The sequence below is a fragment of the Cupriavidus sp. 05N40 genome, assembly GCF_056397305.1.
This window is the reverse complement of the sequence record NZ_JBFTND010000211.1, coordinates 1-19,180: the sequence shown is the minus strand read 5'-3', so window position 1 is coordinate 19,180 and position 19,180 is coordinate 1. Positions and strand designations below refer to the sequence as shown.

Genomic DNA, 19,180 nt, shown 5'->3' with positions numbered 1-19,180 from the left:
AGGCCGCGCTCTGCCTGGTCACCTGGCGGTAAGCCTGCTCGGYGGCGCCGATCGACTCGAAGCGGAAGACCCGCCACAGATTCTTCTGATAGAACAGCGCCACGTAGCACACCACCTGATCGTCGGCCAGCATCAGGGTGGTGCCGTAGTCGCCGTTGTAGCTGGTGCGCAGCTCGCGCACGGTGCGGTCGCGCAAGCGCTGCTGCAGTTCGGACACCAGCCCCAGCGAGGCAGACGACGCCTGCAGGTTGTCGGCCGGTGCCGCACCCGCGCCCAGCGACGCTGCCGATGCCGTTACGGGCTCGACGGCCGCCAGCACGCCAGCGGCGGACATCGACAACGCCAGGCCGATCAGGCTGGCTAGCAAGGGGGCGCGGCGGGAGTTGTTCAACATGGCGTTCCGGCTTGGACTGGGCGAGGGTTCGGGTTCTGGGACATAACCATGGCGGCAAAGCCACGGCAGCATGCCAAGGACACCGTCGCGACCGCGATGATGCGCCACGCGCACACGGTCACCGGCGAATTCTAGCAAGCATGTGTATTAACGGCCGCGTTTTGTCACGCTTGATAGCAAATGCAGCCTTACCTCGCAACAAAAAAGGGGGGAAGCGTCAGCCTCCCCCCCTTTGGACCAAACCTTTGGACCAAGCATGAACGACCGTTGCGCTCAGCGCTTGGCGATCGAGGCTTCCGCCTTGGCCACCAGGTCGGTACCGATCTGCTTCTTCCACTTGTCGTAGACCTTGGCGGTCGCCTTGCGGAAAGCGTCGTGCTCGGCCGGCGTCAGCTGGGTCACCTTCACGCCATGGGTCTCCATGTCCTTCCAGGCCGGGGCGCCGGCTTCCACCAGGCCCTTGCGCGCCAGTGCCGTCTCCTGCTTGCCGGCGTCGATGGCAGCAAGCCTGACGATCTCGCGGTCGGCCGGGGTCCAGCTTTCCCAGATCTGCTTGTTGACCACGAAGATCAGCGGGTCGGCCACGTAGCCCCAGGTGGTGACGAATTTCTGGCCCACGGTGTAGAGCTTGGCGGCGGCGAACACCGACTGCGGGTTCTCCTGGCCGTCCACCGCGCCCGAAGCCATGGCCGGCTGCGCATCGGCCCAGCTCATCTGCGTCGGGTTGGCGCCCAGTGCGTTGAAGGTCTCGATGTACAGCGGCGAGCCCACCACGCGCAGCTTCATGCCCTTGAGATCTTCCGGCTTGCGGATCTCATGCTTGGAGTTGGAGACTTCGCGGAAGCCGTTCTCGCCCCAGGCCAGCGGCACCACGCCGGCCTTGTCCAGCGTGGCGAAGATCGACTTGCCGACATCGCCTTGCGTGAGCGCGTCCAGCGCCTTGTAGTCCGGCATCAGGAACGGCAGCGAGAACAGGTTCAGTTCCCTGACCTGGGGCGACCAGTTGATGGTCGAGCCTACCGCCATGTCGATCACGCCCTGGCGGATCGCCGAGAACTCGCGGGTCTGGTCGCCGGCCACCAGCGAAGTACCCGGGTAGAGCTTGATATTGATGCGGCCGCTGGTGCGCTGGCGCACCAGGTCGGCCCAGATCTCGCCGCCCTTGCCCCACGGGAACGCGGGACCGAGCACCAGCGACATCTTGTATTCGGACTTGTAGCTCTGCGCCATGGCGCCAGCGGGCGCGAGGGCAGCGGCGGCGATGGTGGCTGCCAGCGACAGCATCAGGGCACGACGTTTCATCTGTTCTCTCCTCTCAGGATGTGTTGTGCGTTTCTTATGTACTGCTCCAGCACTGCCCGCGGATGGCGGCCGGGGCAGCATCGCCGCCCCGTCGCAACACGGTCAATGCCGCTCAATAACCGAGACGGTCCGGCAGCCAGGTCGCCAGCGGCGGATAGGCCAGCACCATCAGCATGGCGATGAACATGGCCAGCAGCATCCAGACCACCCAGGGCACGGTCTCTTCCATGCGCACGCGCGCGATCCGGCACGAGACCATCAGGTTCACCGCCAGCGGYGGCGTGAACTGCCCCAGCGCCACCTTGAGCGTGAGCACCACGCCGAACCACACCGGGTTCCAGTGGAAGGCGTTGGCGATCGGCAGCAGCAGCGGCACGAAGATCAGGAAGATCGAGATGCCGTCGAGGAACATCCCCACCGTCATCAGCAAGGCCACGATCAGCGCCAGCACGCCGTACTCGCCCAGGCCGGAATGCGCGATGGCATTGGCCAGCGGATCGATCACGCCGAGCGTGGACAGCGCATAGGYGAAGATGCCGGCCAGCGCCACCACCAGCAAGATCACCGCGGAGGTCTCCGCCGCCTCCTGGAAGATCACGAAGAGGTCGCGCATGCCGATGCTGCGGTAGATCACCATGCCGACGAACAGGCCGTACACCACCGCCACCACGGCGGCCTCGGTCGGCGTGAACCAGCCCGCGCGCATGCCGCCCAGGATCAGGAACGGCGCGACCAGGCCCCAGGCCGCCTCGCGCAGGCTCTTCCAGAACGGCGGGCGCGGCAAGCCGGCCTCGATGGCGCCCATATTGTGCTTGCGCGCCAGCCACACCGCCGGCACGATCAGCGCCAAGCCGGCCAGGATGCCGGGGATCATGCCGGCGGCAAACAGTGCCGGCACCGAGGCGCCGGGCACCAGCACGCTGTAGATGATGAAGGCCACCGAGGGCGGGATCAGGATGTCGGTAGCGGCGGCCGCGCCGACCACGGCCGCGCTGTACGCGCCGGGATAGCCCGCGCGCGACATCGCCGCGATCATCACGCCGCCCACCGCCGCCGCGTTGGCCGGGCCGGAGCCCGAGATGCCGCCCAGGAACATCGCCACCAGGATCGCCACCAGCGGCAGCATGCCGGGGCCGCGGCCGACGATGGCAATGGCGAAGGTGACCAGCCGCTGCGCCACGCCGGAGCGGTCGAAGATCGAGCCGACCAGCACGAACATCGGGATGGCCAGCAAGGGATACTTGGCCAGCCCGGCGTAGAAATTCTGCGGCACGGCCAGCAGGCCGAACATCTGCGTGTCGAGGTTGGACAGGCCGATCGCCACCAGGCCGCCAAGGCCCAGCGAGACGCCGATCGGCACCCCGAGCATCATCAGCCCGAGGAACACCACGAACAAGGTAATCGCAACGAGAGTCATGGCGCGGACTCCGACGCCGGCGCGCCATTGACGCGCTGCGCATGCAGCGCCCTGAGCGCGCGCAGGTTGCGCGCCGCCAGGCCCAACGCCCGCAATGCGATGGCCCCCGACAGCACCGGCAGCCAGACCGAGTACCACCAGCTCGGGATGCCGATGCCGGGCGACGTTTCGCCGAAGGCGTACTCGTCCCACGTCACGCGCGCGCCCAGCACCGCCAGCGCGACGAACATGACCGCCACCATCAGTGCCGAGAACACGCCAAGGCGCCGTTGCCGCGCCGCGCTGCCGCGCTCGAAGAAGAACTCGATGCGGATATTGCGGTCGCGCGCCACCGCCGCGCTGCCGGCCACCAGGGCCAGCACGATCATCAGGAAGACCGAGAATTCCTCGGTCCAGGCAAACGATTCGTCGGTGAAATAGCGCACCACCACATTGGCGAACGTGATGCACACCAGCAGCGCCATGACGATCACGCCGATCCAGTCCTCGATGCGCGGCGGGACCCTGAAACCGATGTCGCCGCCGTCCGTGGTGTTTTCCAGTGGCTGGCTGGCACCAGCTTCGTCCGGCACGGCCGTGACGTGTTGCGGGCCGGCATCGCGCCGCCCCTCCCTGTCTGCTTGCATCTCCCCGGCCTCCGGTCCGGTCCGCGCGGCACGCCGGCCGCTTGCGGATTTTCTTCTGAATTATGTAAAGACTTAATCTCAAGACATGGCGGATTATGCCAAGTCTGCGCAACATGGGGGAATTTTTACGCCCGCCAGCGACCGCAGGCCGGGCTGCCGCCAGGCCATTCGCGCCTCGCGCCCAAGGGGACCGGATAAGCCCTGGGCCGGGAAAACGCGCGTCCCGCCCGCACTTCTGGCGCGCAGCGGGACCGGCCTGGCAGGACGCGGGCGAAGCCGCCCGCGTCCGCTTACACCATGCCGTCGTCGGCGGTGATCACCGCGCCGTTGATGAACTGCGACTGGTCGGAGGCCAGCAGCAGCAGCAGGCCATCGAGATCTTCCGGCTTGCCCACGCGCTTGCGCGGCAGCATCTGGATCAGCTTCTGGCCGGCATCGGTATCCCAGTGATGGTGATTGATGTCGGTATCGATATAGCCCGGGCAGATCGCATTGACGTTGATGCCGTGGCGCGCCCATTCGAGCGCCATGGCCTTGGTCATGTGCACCACCGACGCCTTGCTCATGCAGTACACGCCGATCTGCGACAGCACCTTGAGCCCCGCCACCGAGGCGATGTTCACGATGCGCGACTGCGGCAGCGGATTGCCGTTCTTCTCGGCGCCCTTGGCGCGCGCGATCATGCGCTTTGCCACTTCCTGCGCCACGAAGAAAGCGCCGCGCGTGTTGGTGTCGAAGACGAAATCGAAGTCGTCCGGCGTCACATCAGTCAGCTTCTGCGTGGTGGAGACGCCCGAATTGTTGACCAGGATATCGATCGCGCCGGCCTCGGTCTCGGCGTGCGCCACCGCGGCGCGGATGCTGTCCGGATCGGTCACGTCAAGCCGCACCACATGGGCGCTGCCGCCTTCGGCCTCGATCGCGGCGCGCAGCTCCTTGAGACGCTCGGTACGGCGCGATGCCAGTATCACCTTGGCGCCCGCGGCCGCCATGACGTGGGCAAAGCGCGTGCCCAGACCGCTCGAAGCGCCCGTTACCAGCGCAACCTTGCCTTCCAGATTGATCGACAAACCCATGATGACCTCTATATTCGGAGCCCCCGCCGTCACCTGCCATGGCCCGGGCCGGGGGGCGCTCCTCACGAAAACTGCCTGGCAAAACGAAAGGCAGCATATCAAAAAAAAGAACGGTCGTTCCAAAAAAAATCTTGCCTGACCATGGCGAGTCCCGGACAATGCCGGAGATTCTAAGAACTCGGGCCTCAAAGGGAAAGAGGAAAAACGCGCAGATGGCCGCGATTGGCTCTGCGCCACCACTTTCCGCGTCGCCTTGACCGGCCCGGCCACCGCATTCCCCGAATCACCGCACACGGATTTCCCACAATTGCGCGCAAGTTGCCAAGAATAGAGGGTTAGAGACAATGAATCAGCAGCAGCTCCTGGAGCAATACGGCCCCCGCGAGGCCATGGAATACGACGTTGTCATCGTCGGCGGCGGTCCCGCCGGCCTGGCAACCGCCATCCGCCTGAAGCAACTCGCCCAGGAGAAAGGCAACGACGTCAACGTATGCGTGCTGGAAAAAGGCTCCGAGCCCGGCGCCCATATCCTGTCCGGCGCCATCATGGACCCGCGCGCGCTGAACGAGTTGTTCCCCAACTGGAAGGAACTGGGCGCGCCGCTGAACCAGCCCGTGACCGAGGACAAGTTCCTGTTCCTCGATGAAACCGGCGCCAAGGGCGCCCCGCTGCTGCCCGACTGCTTCCAGAACCACGGCAACTATATCGTCAGCCTGTCGAACTTCGTGCGCTGGCTCGGCCAGCAGGCCGAAGCGCTCGGCATCGAGATTTTCCCGGGCTTCCCGGCCGCCGAAGTGCTCTACAACGAGGACGGCTCGGTCAAGGGCGTGGCCACCGGCAACATGGGGATCGACAAGGACGGCGAGCCCACCGAGAACTTCCAGCTCGGCATGGAGCTGCACGCCAAGTACACCATCTTCGCCGAAGGCGCGCGCGGCCACCTCGGCAAGCAATTGATCGCCCACTTCAAGCTCGACGACGGCAAGGACCCGCAGAGCTACGGCATCGGCCTGAAGGAGCTGTGGGAGATCGATCCCGCCAAGCACCAGCCCGGCCTGGTGGTGCACACCGCCGGCTGGCCGCTGGACCCGGCCACCTACGGCGGCTCCTTCCTCTACCACATGGAAGACAACAAGGTGGCGGTCGGCTTCGTGGTCGGCCTGGACTACACCAATCCCTGGCTGTCGCCGTTCGAGGAATTCCAGCGCTTCAAGACCCACCCGGAGATCCGCAAGTACTTCGAAGGCGGCAAGCGCATCGGCTACGGCGCGCGCGCCATCACCGCCGGCGGCCTGCTGTCGCTGCCCAAGACCGTGTTCCCGGGCGGCGCGCTGGTCGGCTGCGACGCCGGCTACCTGAACGCGTCGCGCATCAAGGGCAGCCACGCCGCCATCAAGACCGGCATGATGGCCGCCGAAGCCGCCTACGACGCCCTGCAGGCCGGCCGCCAGCACGACGAGCTGACAGCCTACCCGGTGGCGTTCGAGAACAGCTGGCTGCACAAGGAACTGCTGCAGGCCAAGAACTTCAAGCAGTGGTTCAAGAAGGGCCGCACCACCGCCACGCTGATGACCGGCATCGAGCAATGGCTGCTGCCCAAGCTTGGCATCCGCAACCCGCCCTGGACCATCCACCGCACCAAGCCGGACCACGTCTACCTCAAGCCAGCCGCCGAATGCGAGCAGATCGCCTATCCGAAGCCGGATGGCAAGCTGACCTTCGACCGCCTCAGCTCGGTGTTCATCAGCAACACCAACCACGAGGAAAACCAGCCGGCCCACCTGACGCTGAAGGACGCCAGCGTGCCGGTCAACGTCAACTGGGACAAGTTCGCCGGCCCTGAGAGCCGCTACTGCCCGGCCGGCGTGTACGAGTTCGTCAAGAACGACGACGGCAAGGAACGCCTGCAGATCAATGCGCAGAACTGCGTGCACTGCAAGACCTGCGACATCAAGGACCCCACGCAGAACATCGTGTGGGTGACGCCGGAAGGCGGCGGCGGCCCGAACTACGTGGGCATGTATATTGCGCTTCATACGGTCTCCTGTCGGGCGCGGCGACGACCAAGGCCGGCAGGCCCGTCCGCGCCCCTGTTTTTCTGCTGCGAGCAGTAAAGACGAAGCGCGCGTTGGCGGCAAGATGGCGCGTTAGGCGGTTGACTCCAAACGCCGGCATGAACGGGCCGGCGGCACTGCGCCATCAGGCCGGGACCTGCATGCTGGCGCTGGTCAGCAACTGCTCGTAGATATAGCACTGCAGCAGGGTCAGCTCGCGCTCGCCCAGCACGTCGAAGGCCACGCCGAACACCGGGAAGCCGGAAGCGGCGGAGATCGGGGTCGCGTTGCGCGCCACGCCATCGACCATGATCTCGCTGTCGAGCGCGGCGGTCCGCAAGTGGAAGCACAGCCGCACCGGCGTGCCGGGCGCGGGCACGGCATCGGCGGCCTCGATCTGCGCGCCGCCGGTGCTGAGGTCGGTCAGCATCACCAGCCGCGACGCCTTGCGCTCGTGCGGCGCGCCGGCCTCTTCAGCGGCGCCCTCCTCTGCGCTCCCCGGGTCCACCATATAGGCAGCCAGCCGTGTCGGCACGCGGGTTGCCTTGCGCACCGGCAACTGCTGCATCTGCGCCGGCGCGGACAAGACCAGATAGCGGAACGGACTGCGGCAGATCGCGGTCACCGTGCATTCGAAGCTGAGAATGGCGTGGCCGGAGAAGCCACGCAGCAGCACGGTTTCCCCCGGCTTCATCTGCAGCTCCTTGCCGCCCAGCTGCGGCCAGGTCACGAACATGCCCTGGTCGACAAAGCCGATCAGGCGGCTGGCCGCCGCGCGGCCGACATGGCCCTGGGTCTTGATCTGCAGCAGCGTGCCGACCTGCAGGCCAAAGGGCCCGGCGCTGGCCTGGCGCTCGTTGTCGGCGGGTTCGCCGGGTTCGTCCGCGGGCCGGCAGACCGCGCCGTGGCGGAACACCAGCGCGACGTCGCGATCCTCGGGGATCACGCTGCCGCTGCCGAGCACGAGGTTTCCGCTTTCGTCCAGCAAGGACCAGGGCAACGGCTGGCCAACCGGGAGATCGTCAGGAGTAAGTGCAATCATGGGAAGCAGCGGTAGACGCCCATCTGTGGGACGTGACAGATCCAACGGCAAGCCGGCGGGACGCATGCCCCCCGGCCGCCACCTAGCGAAGCGCTCAGCGCGTGATGCGGCTGCCCGGGGCCGCCGCCAAACCGCGCGGGCGGACCGCCATGCAGGCGTCCGCGATGTCCCAGGTGAATAGCGCATCTCATCTGACTTGCTATCGGCCGCCGCCGGAAAACCTTGAGCACCGGCTTGCACCGCATCAGCCTTGCGCCTTGACGCCGGCCGGCTTTCCGCCGAGAATGCCGTAAAGCTGTCTGACAGCCTTACAGATAACCATGACAATCCTGAACCGCCCCGAATCGCTGGCCTCCCGCATTGCCGATGCCCTGCGCGCCGACATCGCCACCGGCCGCTTCGCCGCCGGCGCCCGCCTGCCGGCCGAGGCCGCGCTGGGCGAGACCTTCGGCGTGAGCCGCCCCATCGTGCGCGAAGCCATCGCGCAGTTGAAGGCGGACGGCGTGCTGGTCACCCGCAAAGGCTCCGGCGCCTATGTCTCGCAGACCCCTGGCGGCCAGGTATGGCGCATGCCCAGCGCGCCACAGGGCGGCCCGACGCTCGTGCAATTGTTCGAACTGCGCATGGTGGTGGAGTGCGCCTGCGCCGAAATGGCTGCCCTGCGCCGCTCGGAGAGCGACCTGCAAGCCATCCGCGCGGCCCTGGCCGCCATGCGCGAGCACGGGCAGGACTTCGCCAGCGCCGCGGCGGCCGACGTAGCCTTCCACCATGCCATCGCCCAGGCCGCGCACAACCCCTGCTTTACCGGCCTGACGGACTTCGTCGGCCAGCATCTGCTGTCGGCGCGGCAAACCGCGTGGGAAAACGCCGCGCGCTTTCGTGGCGGCTCGCTGGGTGCCGACGGAGAACACGCGGCGCTGGTCGAAGCCATCGCCGCCGGCAGCGCCAGCGCCGCACGCCAGGCCGCGCGCCGGCACCTGGCTGCGGCGGCAAAACGCATGGGGCTGGAGCTCGGCCAGTCCTGACGCGACCGCGAGACGACAGAGAATCCGCCGCCAGGCGCGCGATGCACGGCGGCACAAGCAACGACACAAGGGGAGGACGATGGAAAAGGTAGATTGCGTGGTGATCGGCGCGGGCGTGGTGGGCCTGGCGATCGCCAGGGCGCTGGCCATGCAGGGCCGCGAGGTAATCGTGCTGGAAGCCGAGAATGCCTTCGGCACCATCACCAGCGCGCGCAACAGCGAAGTGATCCACGCCGGCATCTACTATCCGGCGGGCTCGCTGAAGGCGGAAATGTGCGTGCGTGGCAAGGCGATGCTTTATGACTATTGCGCCTCGCACCACGTCAGCCACCAGCGCTGCGGCAAGCTGATCGTGGCGACCACGCAGGGCCAGGTCGCCACGCTGGAAGGAATCCGCGCCAAGGCCGCCGCCAACGGCGTGCACGACCTGCAGCTGATCAGCCAGGCYGAGGCGCAGGCGCTGGAGCCCAACCTGCATTGCCACGCCGCCCTGCTCTCGCCCTCCACCGGCATCGTCGACAGCCATGGCCTGATGCTGGCCCTGCTGGGCGACGCCGAGAATGCCGGCGCGATGCTGGCGGTACAGTCGCCGGTGGCGCGCGGCGCGATCACGCCGGACGGCATCCGGCTGGAGGTCGGCGGCGCGGACGGCGCGGCCGACACCACGCTGCTGGCCCGTACTGTCATCAATTGCGCCGGGCTCACGGCACCGGCGCTGGCGCGCAGCATCGAAGGCATGCCGCCCGCGCACATTCCTCCGCAGTACTACGCCAAGGGCTGCTATTTCACGCTGGCCGGGCGCGCGCCGTTCTCGCGGCTGATCTACCCGGTACCGGAAGCCGCCGGCCTGGGCGTGCACCTGACCATCGACCTGGGCGGCCAGGCGCGCTTCGGCCCCAATGTGCGCTGGATCGACGAAATCGAGTACGGCGTGGATCCGTCCGACGCGGACAGCTTCTACGACGAAGTGCGGCGCTACTGGCCCGCGCTGGCCGATGGCGCGCTGCAGCCGGGCTATGCCGGCATCCGCCCCAAGATCAGCGGCCCCGGCGAGCCGGCCGCCGACTTCCGCATCGACGGCCCGGCCACCCATGGCGTGCCGGGGCTGGTCAACCTGTTCGGCATCGAGTCGCCGGGGCTCACCTCATCGCTGGCGCTGGCCGAGCGCGTGGCGAGCCTGCTTTGAGCGCCTAGCTTCCGGCGCCGGCGCTCTCGGCAGCCTCGGCGGCCTCGGCCCGGAAAGTCATCAGCGCGCACAACGCGCCGCCGGCGGCCGCCAGCGCGGCGAGGCCGAAGGTATGGGAGGGCCCCAGCGCCTTCCAGGTCCAGCCCATCGCCAGGCCGCCCAAGGTACCGCCCAGGCCGTAGGAGATCCCGGTGTAGAGCGCCTGGCCGCGCCCCTGCAAGGGACCGCCGAACCAGCGCTGCAGGCGCTTGAGGCTGGCGCTGTGATGCGCGCCGAAGGTGGCCGCGTGCAGCACCTGCACCAGCGCCATCAGCCACGCCAGCCGGGCCAGGTAGCCGGTCAGCCCGAAACGCAGCGCGGCCAGCACGAAGGTGCCGGCGAGGATGGCGCGCAGCGGCAGCGCGGCGAACAGCCGGCCCTGGTAGAAGAAAAACACGATCTCCGCCACCACTCCGATGGTCCACATCACCCCGATGGCGAACTTGCTGTAGCCGAGCTGCTCCAGGTAGAGCGAATAGAACACGTATAGCGCGGCATGGGCGAACATCATCAGGAAGGCCGAGCCGAAGAACCAGCGCACATCGGCACGCCGCAGCAGCGGCAGCGCCGGCGGCGGCTTCACGCGCGGGCCCTCCTCGACGGCGTCGCGCATGCCGAATACCACCACCAGGAACAGCGCCAGCATGGCGCTCGCCAGCCACGGGAAGGCTTCCATGCCGAGCCGCTCGAACAGTGCCCCGCCCAGCAGCACGGCCGCGATAAAGCCGGCCGAACCGAACATGCGGATGCGCCCGTAGCGGTGATCGAAGGCGCCGTAGCGGCGCAGCGTGGAAATGGTGAGCGCGTCGCCCAGCGGCGACATGGCACTGGTGATCAGGTTGAGCCCGATCATCATCGCCATCATGCCGCCATAGCTGGTAATGCCGGGCACCATCAGGAAGGCAAGCAAGGCGGTGACGCCGGCCAGGCGCAGCAGCCGCACCCGGGTATGCATGACATCGGACAGCCAGCCCCAGAAGTACGGTCCGACGATGCGGCTGACCTGGAAGCATGCCATCAGCACGCCGATCTGCACGGGCGTGAAGCCACGCCCGGCGAAGAACAGGCTTACATAGGGCGAGATAACGCCGACATAGCCATAGTAGCCAAGATAGAACAAGCCGAAGCGCGTCTCGGAGACGCGCGCGGCCTGCGCGCTACCGGCCTTCTCCTTGGCCTGCGGCCGGGCCTGCGCCAACTCAGCGCGGCTGGCCGGACTGCGGCGCCTGGGCGGGGATGCGCGGCGTGTCGACCTTGACGTCGCCGCACTGGGCGCGCTGGCGCAGCGCATGGTCGATCAGCACCAGCGCCAGCATGGCTTCGGCGATCGGCGTGGCGCGGATGCCCACGCAGGGATCGTGGCGGCCGAAGGTTTCCACGGTGGCCGGCTGGCCGGTCTTGTCGATCGACTCGCGCGGGGTGCGGATGCTGGAAGTGGGCTTGATCGCCAGCGAGACGGTCACGTCCTGGCCGGTCGAGATGCCGCCCAGCACGCCGCCGGAGTTATTGGTGCGAAAGCCCTCGGCGGTCAGTTCGTCGCCATGCACGCTGCCGCGCTGGCTGACGCTGTCGAAACCGGCGCCGATCTCCACGCCCTTGACGGCATTGATGCCCATCATGGCGTGCGCGATATCGGCGTCGAGGCGGTCGAACAGGGGTTCGCCCAGCCCGACCGGCACGCCGCTGGCCACGACTTCGATGCGCGCGCCGACGGAGTCGCCGTCGCGGCGCAGCGCGTCCATATAGGTTTCCAGCTCCGGCACGATCTCGGCATTGGCCGCGAAGAACGGATTCTGCGGCACCTCGGCCCAGTCCGTGAACGGCACGCGGATCTCGCCAAGTTGCGACATATAGCCCCGGATCTCGGTGCCGTACTGCTCGCGCAGCCACTTCTTGGCCACCGCGCCCGCCGCCACCACCGGCGCGGTCAGGCGTGCCGACGAGCGGCCGCCGCCGCGATGGTCGCGGATGCCGTACTTCTGCCAGTAGGTGTAGTCGGCGTGGCCCGGGCGGAAGGTCTCGACGATATTGCCGTAGTCCTTGCTGCGCTGGTCGGTGTTGCGGATCAGCAGGCAGATCGGCGTGCCGGTGGTCTTGCCTTCGAACACGCCGGACAGGATCTCGACCTGGTCGGCCTCCTGGCGCTGCGTGACGTGACGCGACGTGCCCGGCTTGCGGCGGTCCAGGTCGATCTGGATGTCGGCCTCCGTCAGGGCCATGCCCGGCGGGCAGCCGTCCACGACCGCGCCGATGGCCGGGCCGTGCGATTCGCCGAACGTGGTGACTGTGAAGAGCAGGCCGAGGGTATTGCCGGACATGATGGAGATCCGCGACAGCGCGTGAAAATTGGAGGACGGGCTACATTGTAAGGCCTTTGCCGCCCATCCGGCCCCGCCCCTGCCTGGCGCCTCCGATTCCGCTATGCGGACGCGGCTTCCGGGTAGTAGCGCCCGCGCATCCGTGCCACGTAGGCCACCAGGTTGGGATGCGACTCCGCCGCCGCGCGGATCGGCGTGTCGAATACCGGGCACAAGGCGCCGGCGATGAAGGCAAAGACGGTGGCATCCGCGCCGCAGGGCCGCTCGCCCAGCAGGAAGGGCTTGTCGCCCAGCAGGTCGGACACGGCGGCCACGTCGCGCGCGGCAATGGCCGCCAGGTCGGCCGCGCTATGGCGGCCCAGGCCCTGTGCCCACAGGATGCGGCGAATACGGGCCCGCACGAAGCGCATCGCCAGCCCGCGCAGGGGCCAGGGCACCGCGCGGAAGAACATGGCCGGACCCTTGGCGAAATTGCCGTCGTGGTTCCAGCGCGCATCGGCAACCGCCCAGTAGAAGTTGTCTTCGAGCATCTTTTCCACGGCCCAGGCCGTGCCGCGGTCGGCCGGCGAGAGGCCATCGTCGAAGTCGACGTGGTAGGTCTTTTCGAGATGCCAGCGGATCAGCGTGGAATCCGCCACCACCCTGCCCTCGTCGTCGAGAAAGGGCAGCTTGCCCTTGGGCGCGCGCCGCAGGCCGCCCTGGGCGGTGCGGTAGGGCAGCCCGGCCAGCTTGAGCAGCATCTCGGCCTTGGTGACAAAGGGACTGGCGTCGGGCAGGCCGAACGCCGGCCCGAAGGTATAGAGCGTAATCACGATTGGTGATTCCTTTCGGCGGATTGAGCGGGAGGCTGGCGACGGCCTAGCGCCACTCGCCGCGCAGGCCCTGCACCACCTGCTGCAGGCTTTCCGGCGTGGCCTGCTCCGGCGCGATCGGGTCGCCCACCACCAGTTCGAGCCGGTTGAGGATGCCGCGCCGGAACGGCCTGGACATGGCCGCACCGCCCTTGCGCGAGAAAAAGCTGCCCCACAGCCCGCGCAGCGCCATCGGCACCACCGGCACCGGGGTACGGCGGATGATCTGCTGCACGCCCTGCTTGAAGGGATTGATCTCGCCGTCGGCGGTGATCTTGCCTTCAGGGAAGATGCAGACCAGGTCGCCCTCGCCCAACGCGCGCGCCACCTCGTCGTAGGCGCGCTCGAGCATCTGCGGATCTTCGTGCGCGGGCGCGATCGGGATCGCCTTGGCCTGGCGGAAGAACCACGACAGCAGCGGCACCTTGAAGATGCGGTAGTCCATGACGAAGCGCACCGGACGCGGACTGCCAGCCATCAGCACCACCGCATCGGCAAAGCTGACATGGTTGCAGACCAGCACCGCGGGCCCTTCGGCCGGGATGCGCTCGGCGTTGACCTGCTGCAGGCGGTACACCGTGTGCACGAGTATCCAGGCGACGAAGCGCAGCAGGAATTCCGGCACCAGGCTGTAGATGTAGATGGCGACCACCGCGTTGAGCAGCCCCACCACCAGGAACAGCTGCGGGATGCTGTAGCCAGCCTGGGTCATGACCACCGCCAGCAGCGACGAGGCAATCATGAAAAAGCTGTTGAGGATGTTGTTGGCCGCGATGATGCGGGCGCGGTGCGTGGGCGCGCAACGGCTCTGGATCAGCGCGTACAGCGGCACGCTGTAGAAGCCGCCGAACATTGCCAGCAGGAACAGGTCGACCAGCACGCGCCAGTGGCCCGGATCGGCGACGAAGCCGGCCAGCCCGGAAAGCTCGGCATGGTGCTCGCCGCGGCTGCCGAAGAACAGGTCCAGCGCGAACACCGTCATGCCGATCGAGCCGAACGGCACCAGCCCGATCTCCACGTGACGCCCGGACAGGCGCTCGCACAGCAGCGAGCCGGTGCCGATGCCCAGCGAAAACACCGCCAGCAGCAGCGTCACCACGTTCTGGTCGCCGCCCAGCACGTCCTTGGCAAAGCTGAAGAACGAGGTCAGGAAGGTCGCGCCCAGGAACCACAGCCAGGAGATGCCCAGCAGGCTCAGGAACACCGTGCGGTCGGTGCGCGCCAGCCCGAGGTTGCGCCAGGTCTCGGTAAAGGGGTTCCAGTTGATGCGCAGGTCCGGCTGCGGCGCCGGCGAATCCGGCACGCGCGCGGACACCATGCGCCCGGCCAGGGCCAGCAGCACGCAGGCAGCGCCCACGTAGATCGGCCCCACCACCTTGCCGTCATGCGCGAGGCCGGCCAGCTCGCCGCCCAGCAGGGTGCCGAGCAGGATGGCGACGAAGGTGCCCATTTCCACCAGTCCGTTGCCGCCCACCAGCTCCGTTTCGTCCAGGTGCTGCGGCAGGTAGGCGAACTTGACCGGACCGAACACCGTCGAATGCAGGCCCATCAGGAAGGTGCCGAGGTAGAGCAGCGGCGCGCTGTGCCAGGCGAAGCCGGCCAGCCCCAGCGCCATGATGCCGATCTCCAGCGTCTTCACCAGCCGGATCAGCCTGGACTTCTCGATCTTGTCGGCGATCTGCCCGCTGGTGGCGGAGAACAGCACGAAGGGCGCGATGAAGATGGCGGAGATCAGGAACGCCGCGCTCTTGGCGTCGACGCCCTCGAACAGGGCCGTGTGGTAGGTGACGAGGGAAGTGAAGGCAACCTTGAACAGGTTGTCGTTCATGGCCCCGAGGAACTGGGTCCAGAAGAACGGGGCGAAACGGCGCGAGCGGAGCAGTCGAAATTGGTTTTGTTGGCTCATGTAGACAGGAAAAAGGTGACCCCGGCGAACCGGAAGCCCGGGTAAGGCCCCCGCGACACTGCTGGCAATGCCCTGCCGCCGCGGGCATGCCCGCGGCGCTTGCTTGCGCTTGTTTCGCCGCGGCGCCGCCCGTCCGGCGCCCCGCGGTACTGCGGCCGCGCACCAGCCCCCGATCTCAATCCGTCTTTTCTTCCGGCCAGTCGCGGATATAGGCCTTGAGCATGCGGTTCTCGAAACTCTGCTCCTCGACCACGGCCTTGGCCACGTCGTAGAAGGAAATCACGCCCATCAGGGTGCGGTTGTCCAGCACCGGCAGGTAGCGGGTGTGGCGCTCCAGCATCATGCGGCGCACTTCGTTGACGTCGGTCTCCATGGTGCAGGTGAGCGGCGCGTCGTCCATCACCTTGCGCAGGCTGAAGGTACCCACCGAACCGTTGTTGGCGGCCAGCGTATTGATGATTTCGCGGAAGGTCAGCATGCCGACCAGCTCGCCGTACTCCATCACCACCAGCGAGCCGATGTCGTGCTCGGCCATGGTCTTGACCGCCAGCAGCAGTGAGGTGTCAGGCGTCACGGTAAAGAGCGTATTGCCCTTGATCTGCAGGATGTCGCTGACTTTCATGGTGGTCTCCGCTTGCTGAATCTACTGTATGTATATGCTGGTGTACTGCCGCTATCGTGCCGGTTCGCTGCCGGTTCGCTGCCGGCCGCGACCCGCACGGGCGCGGCACGGACGTGGAGCGGCACCGCCGGATGGGCCGATGCTAGCCGAAACCGGCCGCCCAAGTAAAGCGCGCGGGCCTCGAAACCCGCCCCGGCGCTTCGTTTGCCGCGCCCCGGGGCGCGGCAGCGGATGCTACGATGCGCACCGGAGACAACTCTTGCCCTGGAAGCCATGTCCGGTACCCGTTTCGACACCCTGGCGCTGCACGCCGGCGCCGCCCCCGACCCCGCCACCGGCGCGCGGGCCACGCCCATCCACCTGACCACGTCCTTCGTCTTCCGCGACAGCGAGCATGCCGCCTCGCTGTTCAATATGGAACGCGCCGGCCATGTCTACTCGCGCATCTCGAACCCCACCGTGGCGGTGTTCGAGGAGCGCGTCGCGGCGCTGGAGAACGGTGCCGGCGCGATCGGCGTGGCCTCGGGCCAGGCCGCGCTGCACCTGGCGGTGGCCACCCTGATGGGGGCCGGCTCGCACGTGGTGGCGTCCASCGCGCTSTACGGCGGMTCGCACAACCTGCTGCACTACACRCTGCGCCGCTTCGGCATCGAGACCACCTTCGTGCAGGCGCGCGACATCGACGCCTGGCGCGCGGCCATCCGGCCCGAGACCAAGCTGCTGTTCGGCGAGACGCTGGGCAATCCCGGCCTCGACGTGCTCGACATCCCGACCCTGGCCGAGCTCGGCCGGGACAACGGCATCCCGCTGCTGGTCGATTCCACCTTCACCACGCCCTACCTGCTCAAGCCATTCGACCACGGCGCCGGCCTGCTCTATCACTCGGCCACGAAGTTCCTGGGCGGCCACGGCACCACCATCGGCGGCGTGCTGGCCGARGGCGGSACSTTCGAYTTCGAGGCRTCCGGSCGCTTCCCSGARCTGTCSGAGCCCTATGCCGGCTTCCACAACATGGTGTTTACCGAGGAAAGCACGGTGGCGCCCTTCCTGCTGCGCGCCCGCCGCGAAGGCCTGCGCGATTTCGGCGCCTGCCTCAACCCGATGGCCGCCTGGCAGTTGCTGCAGGGCATCGAGACCCYGCCGCTGCGCATGGCCCGCCACGTGGAAAACGCCCGGCGCGTGGTGCAGTTCCTGGTCTCGCACCCGATGGTCGAGTCAGTGGCCTACCCCGAACTCGAGTCCCACCCCGACTACGAACTCGCCAAGCGCCTGCTGCCGCGTGGCGCGGGCGCCGTGTTCAGCTTCAACCTCAAGGGCAACCGCGCCGCGGGCCAGCGCTTCATCGAAAGCCTCGCGCTGTTCTCGCACCTGGCCAATGTGGGCGACGCCCGCTCGCTGGTGATCCATCCCGCCTCGACCACGCACTTCCGCATGGACGCCGCGGCGCTGCAGGCCGCGGGCATCGGCGAAGGCACCATCCGCCTGTCGGTCGGCCTGGAAGACCCGGACGACCTGATCGACGATCTCAAGCGCGGCCTCAAGGCCGCCGAGCGCGCCATGAGCGGCAAGGGAGGGCAAGCCTGATGGAACTGACGATCGCGGGCCGCAAGGCCTACGCCTATACCGGCGGCAAACCCTTCAACCCGGCCCTGCCGTGCGCCGTGTTCGTGCACGGCGCGCAGAACGACCACAGCGTGTGGGCCCTGCAGACGCGCTGGTTCGCCCACCACGGCTTCGGCGTGCTGGCGGTAGACCTGCCTGGCCACAACCGCAGCGAAGGCGAGCCGCTCAAGACCATCGAGGCCATGGCTGACTGGGTGGCGGAGCTGGTGCGCGCCGCCGGCGTAACCGCGCCGGCCCTGGTGTTCGGCCACAGCATGGGATCGCTGATCGCGCTCGAAACCGCGGCGCGCCACCCGGATGCGGTGCGCGGCATCGCCCTGCTCGCCACGGCTTTTCCGATGAAGGTGTCCGACGCGCTGCTCGAAGCGTCGCTCAAGCAGGTGGACCAGGCCATCGCCATGGTCAACGACTGGTCGCACTCCAGCCTCGCCAACAAGCCGTCATCGCCAGGGCCGGGCTCGTGGATGCAGGGCGGCAGCCAGCGCCTGATGGAGCGCGTGGCGCAGCGCAACCCGCAGGGCCATGTCTTCCACAATGACTTCTCGGCCTGCAACGCCTACGCCAACGGCGATGCCGCGGCCACCGCGGTGCGTTGCCCGGCGCTGTTCGTCAGCGGCAGCAAGGACATGATGACCTCGCCCAAGGCTGCGCAGGCGCTGGCGGCAAGGATGGCGTCGGCGAGCACCGTCACGGTGCCGTGCGGGCACGCGCTGATGGGCGAGCGGCCCGACGAGGTGCTGGACGCGCTGGCTGCGTTCGCGCGCAAGGTCGTGGCGGCGGCCTGAGCGGGCCGCGGCCTGGGCGCGGGGACCGGGAAGATCCTCTCTGGACACTTCCCGCGCCCCGGCTAGACTGGAAGCACCCGAGAATCCCAGCAAGGAGCCTGATATGTCCCAGGCGCATGCCCGCGAGTTCGAGAACTTCGCCGCCTTCTACCCGTTCTACCTGAACGAGCATCGCAACCTCACTTGCCGCCGGCTGCATTTCGCGGGGTCGACGGTGGCGCTGCTGTGCCTGCTGGCGCTGGTGCTCAGCGGCAACTGGTGGTGGCTGGCCGCGGCGGCGGTCTCCGGCTACGCCTTTGCCTGGGTCGGCCACTTCGTCTTCGAGAAGAACCGCCCCGCCACGTTCCGCCATCCGCTCTACAGCCTCATGGGGGACTGGGTGATGTACGCCGACATCTGGCGCGGCAGGATCCCGCTCTAGCCGACGCCAGCCATCGGCGCAGGCCATCGGCGCAGGCCATCAGATCTGGCCGTGCCAGCCCGGCGGCACCACCTCCAGCGTGCGGCGCGCGCCCGCTGCCGGCGATGAGGCGGACGCATCTTCCCGCGCCTCCCGCGCTTCCTGCACTTCCTGCTGCACTTGCTGAGCTTGCTCCGCCTGCCGGCGCCCGAACACGGCCTCCAGTGGCTGGTCCAGGCGCGGGTTGTCCAGCACCTGCTTGAGCACGTCGGCACCCTCCAGTTGCTGCGCCAGCGCCGTGCGCGGCAGGCGCGGCAGGTTCAGCACCAGCCTGTCGTGCAGCGACCTCAGCGTCACCTGGGCGGGATCGCACAACAGCGCCCAATGGGCCTGCCCGCCATCCTGCGCCAGCTTGCCGACCAGGTGCATCGCCTTGAGCTTGCCCAGCAGGCCAGCCAGATAGTCGGCTTCCACCCTCAGCTTGCGCCCGAGATCCAGTTCCCCGATGCAGCGT

Annotated in this window: 15 protein-coding genes and 3 pseudogenes; 6 read left to right on the top strand and 12 right to left on the bottom strand. The window is 67.8% G+C overall.

All coding sequences use genetic code 11. The annotated features are described in order from the left end of the window. The 5 genes from AC1DO7_RS33860 to AC1DO7_RS33840 all read right to left on the bottom strand — a co-directional run. Nucleotides 1-394: DUF2968 domain-containing protein (locus AC1DO7_RS33860; protein ID WP_477117092.1), on the bottom strand; the 394-nt coding region annotated here is incomplete at its 3' end. A gap of 273 nt (nt 395-667) precedes the next feature. Next, nucleotides 668-1,696: a DctP family TRAP transporter solute-binding subunit gene (locus tag AC1DO7_RS33855; protein ID WP_441616446.1), complete on the bottom strand. Its 1,029-nt coding sequence runs from the start codon at nt 1,694-1,696 to the stop codon at nt 668-670. Between the two features lie 112 nt (nt 1,697-1,808). Next, complete coding sequence (locus tag AC1DO7_RS33850) at nt 1,809-3,113, bottom strand: TRAP transporter large permease (RefSeq protein WP_477117091.1); 1,305 nt, start codon at nt 3,111-3,113, stop codon at nt 1,809-1,811. Then, entirely contained in the window at nt 3,110-3,739 is a 630-nt protein-coding gene (locus AC1DO7_RS33845; RefSeq protein ID WP_441616450.1) for a TRAP transporter small permease, read from the bottom strand. The genes AC1DO7_RS33850 and AC1DO7_RS33845 overlap by 4 nt, the downstream gene beginning before the upstream one ends. 290 nt (nt 3,740-4,029) lie before the next feature. Next, the gene (locus AC1DO7_RS33840) at nt 4,030-4,815 is read right to left on the bottom strand and encodes an SDR family oxidoreductase (RefSeq protein WP_441616452.1); all 786 of its coding nucleotides are present in this window, start codon (nt 4,813-4,815) and stop codon (nt 4,030-4,032) included. 344 nt (nt 4,816-5,159) lie between these two features. Between AC1DO7_RS33840 and AC1DO7_RS33835 the strand changes: the two are divergent. After that, nucleotides 5,160-6,836 (top strand): annotated as a pseudogene (locus tag AC1DO7_RS33835) (electron transfer flavoprotein-ubiquinone oxidoreductase); the annotation flags it as partial. Between the two features lie 178 nt (nt 6,837-7,014). Here AC1DO7_RS33835 and AC1DO7_RS33830 read toward each other — a convergent pair. Continuing rightward, nucleotides 7,015-7,911, bottom strand: coding sequence for a flagellar brake protein (locus AC1DO7_RS33830; protein ID WP_441616458.1), 897 nt, complete (start codon nt 7,909-7,911; stop codon nt 7,015-7,017). 320 nt (nt 7,912-8,231) lie between these two features. Here AC1DO7_RS33830 and AC1DO7_RS33825 point away from each other — a divergent pair, with 320 nt between their 5' ends. Together AC1DO7_RS33825 and AC1DO7_RS33820 are read left to right on the top strand one after the other, a co-directional pair. Beyond that, nucleotides 8,232-8,936 carry a FadR/GntR family transcriptional regulator gene (locus tag AC1DO7_RS33825; protein WP_441616460.1) on the top strand — a complete coding sequence of 235 codons (705 nt, stop codon included), beginning with the start codon at nt 8,232-8,234 and terminating at the stop codon, nt 8,934-8,936. 79 nt (nt 8,937-9,015) lie between these two features. Continuing rightward, complete coding sequence (locus AC1DO7_RS33820) at nt 9,016-10,122, top strand: NAD(P)/FAD-dependent oxidoreductase (protein ID WP_441616462.1); 1,107 nt, start codon at nt 9,016-9,018, stop codon at nt 10,120-10,122. On the opposite strand, the pseudogene AC1DO7_RS33815 reads toward AC1DO7_RS33820, so the two are convergent. The 5 genes and pseudogenes from AC1DO7_RS33815 to AC1DO7_RS33795 all read right to left on the bottom strand — a co-directional run. Beyond that, a pseudogene (locus tag AC1DO7_RS33815) lies at nt 10,050-11,281 on the bottom strand (MFS transporter); the annotation flags it as partial. The gene AC1DO7_RS33820 and the pseudogene AC1DO7_RS33815 sit on opposite strands and share 73 nt — an antisense overlap. A 79-nt stretch (nt 11,282-11,360) precedes the next feature. Further along, complete coding sequence (gene aroC, locus AC1DO7_RS33810) at nt 11,361-12,479, bottom strand: chorismate synthase (RefSeq protein WP_441616464.1); 1,119 nt, start codon at nt 12,477-12,479, stop codon at nt 11,361-11,363. Between the two features lie 101 nt (nt 12,480-12,580). Further along, a complete protein-coding gene (locus AC1DO7_RS33805; protein WP_441616466.1) occupies nt 12,581-13,291 on the bottom strand; it encodes a glutathione S-transferase C-terminal domain-containing protein in 711 nt (236 codons plus the stop codon). A gap of 46 nt (nt 13,292-13,337) precedes the next feature. Then, nucleotides 13,338-15,236: an MFS transporter gene (locus AC1DO7_RS33800; protein ID WP_441616468.1), complete on the bottom strand. Its 1,899-nt coding sequence runs from the start codon at nt 15,234-15,236 to the stop codon at nt 13,338-13,340. 175 nt (nt 15,237-15,411) lie between these two features. Next, the gene (locus AC1DO7_RS33795; RefSeq protein WP_441616470.1) at nt 15,412-15,858 is read right to left on the bottom strand and encodes a CBS domain-containing protein; all 447 of its coding nucleotides are present in this window, start codon (nt 15,856-15,858) and stop codon (nt 15,412-15,414) included. A gap of 273 nt (nt 15,859-16,131) precedes the next feature. On the opposite strand from AC1DO7_RS33795, the gene AC1DO7_RS33790 reads away from it, so the two are divergent. From AC1DO7_RS33790 to AC1DO7_RS33780, 3 genes are all read left to right on the top strand, one after another. After that, complete coding sequence (locus tag AC1DO7_RS33790) at nt 16,132-17,442, top strand: O-acetylhomoserine aminocarboxypropyltransferase (protein ID WP_477117090.1); 1,311 nt, start codon at nt 16,132-16,134, stop codon at nt 17,440-17,442. Continuing rightward, nucleotides 17,442-18,266, top strand: coding sequence for an alpha/beta fold hydrolase (locus tag AC1DO7_RS33785; protein WP_441616474.1), 825 nt, complete (start codon nt 17,442-17,444; stop codon nt 18,264-18,266). The genes AC1DO7_RS33790 and AC1DO7_RS33785 overlap by 1 nt, the downstream gene beginning before the upstream one ends. Nucleotides 18,267-18,369: 103 nt before the next feature. After that, nucleotides 18,370-18,687 (top strand): Mpo1-like protein, encoded by a 318-nt coding sequence (locus tag AC1DO7_RS33780; RefSeq protein ID WP_441616476.1) that lies wholly within the window; start codon nt 18,370-18,372, stop codon nt 18,685-18,687. A gap of 39 nt (nt 18,688-18,726) precedes the next feature. Here AC1DO7_RS33780 and AC1DO7_RS33775 read toward each other — a convergent pair. Beyond that, nucleotides 18,727-19,180 (bottom strand): annotated as a pseudogene (locus AC1DO7_RS33775) (YihY family inner membrane protein); the annotation flags it as partial.

What these genes read in the sequence shown, in the direction of transcription:
- AC1DO7_RS33855 (WP_441616446.1), bottom strand. Translation starts at nt 1,696, where the DNA reads ATGAAACGTCGTGCCCTGATGCTGTCGCTGGCAGCCACCATCGCCGCC.
- AC1DO7_RS33845 (WP_441616450.1), bottom strand. Translation starts at nt 3,739, where the DNA reads ATGCAAGCAGACAGGGAGGGGCGGCGCGATGCCGGCCCGCAACACGTC.
- AC1DO7_RS33840 (WP_441616452.1), bottom strand. Translation starts at nt 4,815, where the DNA reads ATGGGTTTGTCGATCAATCTGGAAGGCAAGGTTGCGCTGGTAACGGGC.
- AC1DO7_RS33830 (WP_441616458.1), bottom strand. Translation starts at nt 7,911, where the DNA reads ATGATTGCACTTACTCCTGACGATCTCCCGGTTGGCCAGCCGTTGCCC.
- AC1DO7_RS33825 (WP_441616460.1), top strand. Translation starts at nt 8,232, where the DNA reads ATGACAATCCTGAACCGCCCCGAATCGCTGGCCTCCCGCATTGCCGAT.
- aroC (WP_441616464.1), bottom strand. Translation starts at nt 12,479, where the DNA reads ATGTCCGGCAATACCCTCGGCCTGCTCTTCACAGTCACCACGTTCGGC.
- AC1DO7_RS33800 (WP_441616468.1), bottom strand. Translation starts at nt 15,236, where the DNA reads ATGAGCCAACAAAACCAATTTCGACTGCTCCGCTCGCGCCGTTTCGCC.
- AC1DO7_RS33795 (WP_441616470.1), bottom strand. Translation starts at nt 15,858, where the DNA reads ATGAAAGTCAGCGACATCCTGCAGATCAAGGGCAATACGCTCTTTACC.
- AC1DO7_RS33785 (WP_441616474.1), top strand. Translation starts at nt 17,442, where the DNA reads ATGGAACTGACGATCGCGGGCCGCAAGGCCTACGCCTATACCGGCGGC.
- AC1DO7_RS33780 (WP_441616476.1), top strand. Translation starts at nt 18,370, where the DNA reads ATGTCCCAGGCGCATGCCCGCGAGTTCGAGAACTTCGCCGCCTTCTAC.